Annotated in this window: 5 protein-coding genes; 4 read left to right on the top strand and 1 reads right to left on the bottom strand. The window is 49.3% G+C overall.

Going from position 1 to position 5,185, the window contains the following annotated elements:
- Positions 1–860, bottom strand: an 860-nt coding sequence (locus tag NSMM_RS00430) for an IS1595 family transposase (protein ID WP_090283480.1), incomplete at its 3' end; no start/stop codon positions are given.
- A gap of 103 nt (positions 861–963) precedes the next feature.
- Here NSMM_RS00430 and NSMM_RS00425 point away from each other — a divergent pair.
- From NSMM_RS00425 to NSMM_RS00410, 4 genes are all read left to right on the top strand, one after another.
- A complete protein-coding gene (locus NSMM_RS00425) occupies positions 964–1,803 on the top strand; it encodes a putative bifunctional diguanylate cyclase/phosphodiesterase (protein WP_090283523.1) in 840 nt (279 codons plus the stop codon).
- Positions 1,804–2,094: 291 nt separating this feature from the next.
- Positions 2,095–3,516, top strand: a complete 1,422-nt coding sequence (gene tnpC, locus NSMM_RS00420) for an IS66 family transposase (RefSeq protein ID WP_090283521.1) — start codon at positions 2,095–2,097, stop codon at positions 3,514–3,516.
- Between the two features lie 266 nt (positions 3,517–3,782).
- A complete protein-coding gene (locus NSMM_RS00415; RefSeq protein ID WP_090283519.1) occupies positions 3,783–4,175 on the top strand; it encodes a surface-adhesin E family protein in 393 nt (130 codons plus the stop codon).
- Positions 4,176–4,506: 331 nt separating this feature from the next.
- Positions 4,507–5,185: IS5 family transposase (locus NSMM_RS00410; RefSeq protein ID WP_090283517.1), on the top strand; the 679-nt coding region annotated here is incomplete at its 3' end.

Here is a 5,185-nt window from a genome sequence, read left to right as displayed (position 1 = left end):
AAATCAAAACGGCGATTGAAGCGATAGGAGAATTCTGCAAGATAGCGCTGTGCATACTTGGCGTGATTGAATGCATGGTAGGTTCCGCTGAAGGCAGTCTTGAGATTGCCAAGAAGCGTATTGACCCAGCGAAACTCGGCACGCTGCACAGCAGATTTGCCACTTCCCACAATATGGCGCTCATGCTGCGCGGCTGTATGCGTAACCGCCCCGAAACACCCCAAACCATCAGATACGACTCGTGCAGTAGATGACAGACATTCAGCCGACCACTGTTTGAGCGCTTCATATGTAAAACCCGCTACGGGGGTCAAGCGTATATAAAGTGGCTTCCCCTCGCTGTTTGTTTGTATTGCCGCTACAAATGGCGTCTTACTTGCCGCGCCCCGCCCGCGCTTTCCCGGCCTTTCACCTCCCAGATAAGCATCGTCAACCTCCACGCGTCCATCCAGACGGCGTTGCTCTTCGCGCAGCAGCATGGTCTGTAACAGCTTATGCTTGATCGACCATGCCGTTTTGTAACTTACCCCCAGCTGACGTTTGAGTTCCAATGCACTGACCGCATTCTTGCTTTGCGTCATCAAGTAAATGGCCAGAAACCAGGTTCTTAGCGGTAATTTAGTATTTTCAAACACGGTGCCGACAATTGAAGAACACTGGTAGCCACAATCCAGGCATTCCCATAGCTTGCGGCCGTTATGGGTACAGGAATATCGCTCCCCATCGCAGCGCAGGCATCTCCAGCCATGTGGCCACCTCGCAGCAAACAATGCTGCTTCACATTGTGCTTCCGTGCCATATTGATGCAGAAATTCATGCAGTGACAGGCCTGCCTGAAACTGAATTTTATTCATCGCCATTGTCATTCTCCTCTGATCTTGCTACGTTTCTTCGCAATTTATAGATTTTACAAGATTTCTGAGAGAAGTAACTAATCAGGTATTAAAAAATGCAGATGCCGCCATGTACCGGGCAAAAGATGCAGGTCGAAATCGTTATTGTTTCTTTACCCAGACAATGAATGATGAGCTACGCCGTCACCAGTTGATTATATCCGAGTTAAGGTTGTCTCTCGCACATCAGGAGTTCAGTCTCTATTACCAGCCACTGCTAGACTCCCAATCAGGAAGTATTAAATATTGTGAGGCGCTGATACGCTGGTTCCCAGGCAGTGGAGAACTAATGTCTCCGGCAGAATTCATTCCAATTGCAGAAAAATCAGAGCTGATAAGCAAAATTGGAGAGTGGGTGATTAACGAAGCCTGTCGTCAAAGAGCTGAATGGAAAAACAAAGGATTGCTGGACTTTCGTATCGACATTAATTTATCGGGAAAACAATTTATTCATAATGATATTTTTTCTATTCTTAAACGCGCATTGGCAAAGCATCATTTGGCACCATCAGAAATTGGCATTGAGTTGACTGAAAATGTATTGATCCACGCAGGCGAAAATAATCTTTTGAATCTGAGGAAACTCCATGAAGCAGGTATGCAGATTTCGATTGATGATTTTGGCACGGGTTACTCCTCTCTAAGCTATCTTAGGCATTTTCCTGTACACAATCTAAAGATTGATCGGGAGTTTATTAGCGGTTCATCGCACAATGAAACTGATCGGTCTATCATGGAAGCAATTGTTGTAATCGGCCACCGTCTCGGTCTTAAGGTCATAGCAGAAGGAATAGAAACAGAGGAACAGCACAGACTTGCCCAAAGAATTGGGTGTGATCTGGAACAAGGCTTCTTCTTTCATAAACCGATGGAGGCAGACAAGCTTTATACTATATTGACCGGTATGTAGAAAATTTTACAATTAATATCTGCTGCTTAAGTCCCCAAGAAATGCAAAATGACTTTATTGAGTTTAATCCTATAAAGGGTAGTGAATCGCCCATATGTTTCGAACGGCTACAGGTATTTACTCGAAGGGTAAACATCTTATTTTTTATGGCTATGTCATCGTTAGTTAGTAATGGCCATGTAACTAGATGAATTTAAGACAAAATATCAATTGCTGGTTTTTTGACTAAAAACTTGGTGACTATTCAGCATAGGCTTGCAGAACAGTCAGTTATTTATCATACTACGAGTCATGCGTGAACTCGAACTTCCTGACCTCACGACACTGACCTCGGATCAAAAGGATGATTTGATCCGCCTGTTATTCGAACAGGTCCGGATTTTGACTGCGCGAGTGTCAGAATTGGAAGCTCGATTATCCAAAGACAGTCACAATTCGAGCAAGCCACCGTCCTCTGATGGACTGAAGAAGACACGCTCACTGCGTCGCCCCTCGGGTGCCAAGCCTGGTGGTCAGGTCGGACACAAAGGAACGACTCTCAAGCGTGTGCAGGAACCGGACGAGGTGATTGAGCATGGTTTACCGGAGCGTTGCGATGGATGCGGAGAGGCTTTGCCTCCGTCCTGCGCACAGATTGCGGAACGTCGGCAAGTGTTCGATATACCAGTGGTGCGTTACGAAGCCACTGAACATCGCACCCTGCGACTGCAATGTGGATGCGGCAAACTGCACGAGAGTCGATTTCCCGCAGGCGTGAGCGAGGCGGTGCAGCATGGGCCGAACATTCGCGCGCTGGCGGTTCATCTGACGCAAGGCCAACTGTTGCCGCTCGCACGAAGCGCGCAACTGATCGACGATCTGTATGGGCTGGAAGTTTCACCGGCCACGCTGTTGGCGTGGATTGAAGAAGCCAGCCAAGTGCTGCGACCAGCAGTTGAAAGCATCGCGCAGGCACTGATCGAAGCGCCGGTGGTACATGCCGACGAATCAGGTTTGCGGGTGGCATCATGCTTACACTGGTTGCATACGGCTGCCAGCGAAACGCACACATGGTACGGCGTGCATGCCAGACGCGAAATGGAGGCAATCGAAGCGCATGGAATTTTACCTAGGCGGATGGCCACTCTCGTGCATGACTGCTGGAAGCCTTACTGGAAACTCGAATGCGTGCACGCACTGTGCAATGCCCATCTGTTGCGCGAACTTGTTTTTCTGCACGAGCGAACCGGCCAGACTTGGCCGCAACGCATGATCGACATGTTAATCTCGGCTCGCGACACCTGCGCGGCGGCACGGCCTGTCACAGCTGCGCTGACTCAAGGGCAGACCCAGCAGATTTTTGTGCGCTACCATGCCATCCTGGATGAGGGTAGCGCCATCAATCCAGAAGCAAAGCGAGAAGGGGCGCGGCGTGGGCGCATCAAACAAACCCCGGCAATCAACCTGCTGCGCCGAATGCGTGAACATGCGGACGAGGTGCTGCGCTTTCTGACTGACCTTCGCGTCCCTTTCACAAATAATCTGGGTGAACGCGCGATCCGAATGCCTAAAGTGAAACAAAAAATCTCCGGCTGCTTCCGCACCCTCAATGGGGCGGAGAACTTCTGCATCATCCGTTCTTACCTCGATACCATGCATAAGCAGGGCCACAACACATTCGAATTACTTCGTCACGCCTTCATGGGTAATCCACTTCAGCCTGCTTCATGCTGAGCTGTCACAAAACTTGTTTATAAATGATAGTTTTTCTATTTACAGTAATCAACAGTTTACGATGACATAGCCTTTTTTATCGTGTCGACGGTGATATTTACTCGCACCACAGTGACTCGACAAGAAGTAACTGGGTAGCCGACGAGTGCACCGCCAAAGAGACGAATAACATGAGAAAGTATTCGCCACGAGATTTTTTGGTGTGGTTGTTCGACTCCGCTTACAATGAAACATCGGATATTTGCCAAAAGGATTAGATAAATATTATGAAAAAATTACTATTCACTCTAACGTTGCTGATATTAAGTACTGATTCAATGGCTGAATGGACCAAGGTGCATGAAAGTGATGAACAAGGCGGCTACACAATTTATGCTGACCTAACTTCTATTGGCAGGCCAGACGGCAGAGTTAACATGTGGACTTTAATTGATTACAAAGTCGAACAGAAAGATACCGGTGCTTATTTTTTATCAAAAAAAATACGGCGAAAATATGACTGCCGAGGTAAGCATGTCAAAGAGCTCTCGTTCAAGCTATATAAGTGGAATATGGGCCGAGGTGAACTCGTCCGTTCTTACACTCAACCGCAGGGATGGAAAAAAATACAGCCGGACAGCGCGGATGAAGTTGAATGGAAAGTAGTTTGTAATCATTGAGTATCTGAATACCTCTGATTAGTCATTATCAGCGAAAGGTATCGCGATTCAAATTGCATTGGCGGTATAGGGGGCGAGTGTCTACTCTTAAATATCCAGTTTATGCTAATTCGGAGGGTGTCCTGGATTTTGTGTAAAACGGCGGTTAAGAGGGTTCCTGAGATCACGCCGCAGCTCATAATGCGCTACATTTTTATTCTCTCGCCTTCACTTTTGCATTACAGGTAGCTTGGATATAGAAACGAATGGGCACCTCGAAAAACCTCGACTCGCCCACTCTTGATAGACTTGGTAAAATTACGCTGTTCTGAAACCCATTCTTCTCCTGCCGATGAAACCACATAGCGCCATCAAGCTTGACCTGTTCGCCGACGAACACCACCGCAAGAAAATCGACTCGCTGGGTGACCCACTGGTTGAGATCGAGTCGCACATTGACTTTGCTGCCTTGGCGATGGAGGTTGATCGGGTGGCGCCCCGTCCGATGAGTCCGCAGGGCGGACGCCCGCCGTACCCGACCGAGACGATGGTTCGCATTCTTGTTCTGAAGCGTCTGTACAACCTCTCGGATGAACAGACGGAGTACCAGTTGCTTGACCGCATGAGCTACAAACGGTTCTGCGGACTGGCGAACGCGACGAACGTCCCCGACCGCACCACCGTGTGGACCTTCGAGAACCGGATCGGCGAAGCAGGGGCCAAGGCGCTGTTCGACGGCGTCTCCGCGCAGCTGCTCCAACATGGATTCATCGCGCGTGGCGGTCAGATCATCGACGCCACGCTGGTGCCGGCGCCCAGGCAGCACAACAGCCGAGGCGAGAAAGGACTCATCAAGCAAGGCGCGATGCCCGCCGACTGGAAGCCGGCGAAGCGGCGCCAGAAGGACACCGACGCGACCTGGACGAAGAAACACGGCAAGAGCCACTTCGGCTACAAGCTGTCAATCAGTGTCGACAAGAAGCACAAGATCATCCGCCGGATTGAGACCGATACCGCCTCCACGCACGATA

Origin of the sequence: Nitrosomonas mobilis, assembly GCF_900103035.1 — a bacterium.
GTDB classification, from domain to species: domain Bacteria; phylum Pseudomonadota; class Gammaproteobacteria; order Burkholderiales; family Nitrosomonadaceae; genus Nitrosomonas; species Nitrosomonas mobilis.
The sequence above is the reverse complement of the archived record's forward strand: the minus strand, read 5'-3'. Positions and strand labels throughout refer to the sequence as shown.

Bases quoted from the DNA above. Each gene is read 5' to 3' on its own strand.
- NSMM_RS00425 (WP_090283523.1), top strand. From the start codon at position 964: ATGTACCGGGCAAAAGATGCAGGTCGAAATCGTTATTGTTTCTTTACC.
- tnpC (WP_090283521.1), top strand. From the start codon at position 2,095: ATGCGTGAACTCGAACTTCCTGACCTCACGACACTGACCTCGGATCAA.
- NSMM_RS00415 (WP_090283519.1), top strand. From the start codon at position 3,783: ATGAAAAAATTACTATTCACTCTAACGTTGCTGATATTAAGTACTGAT.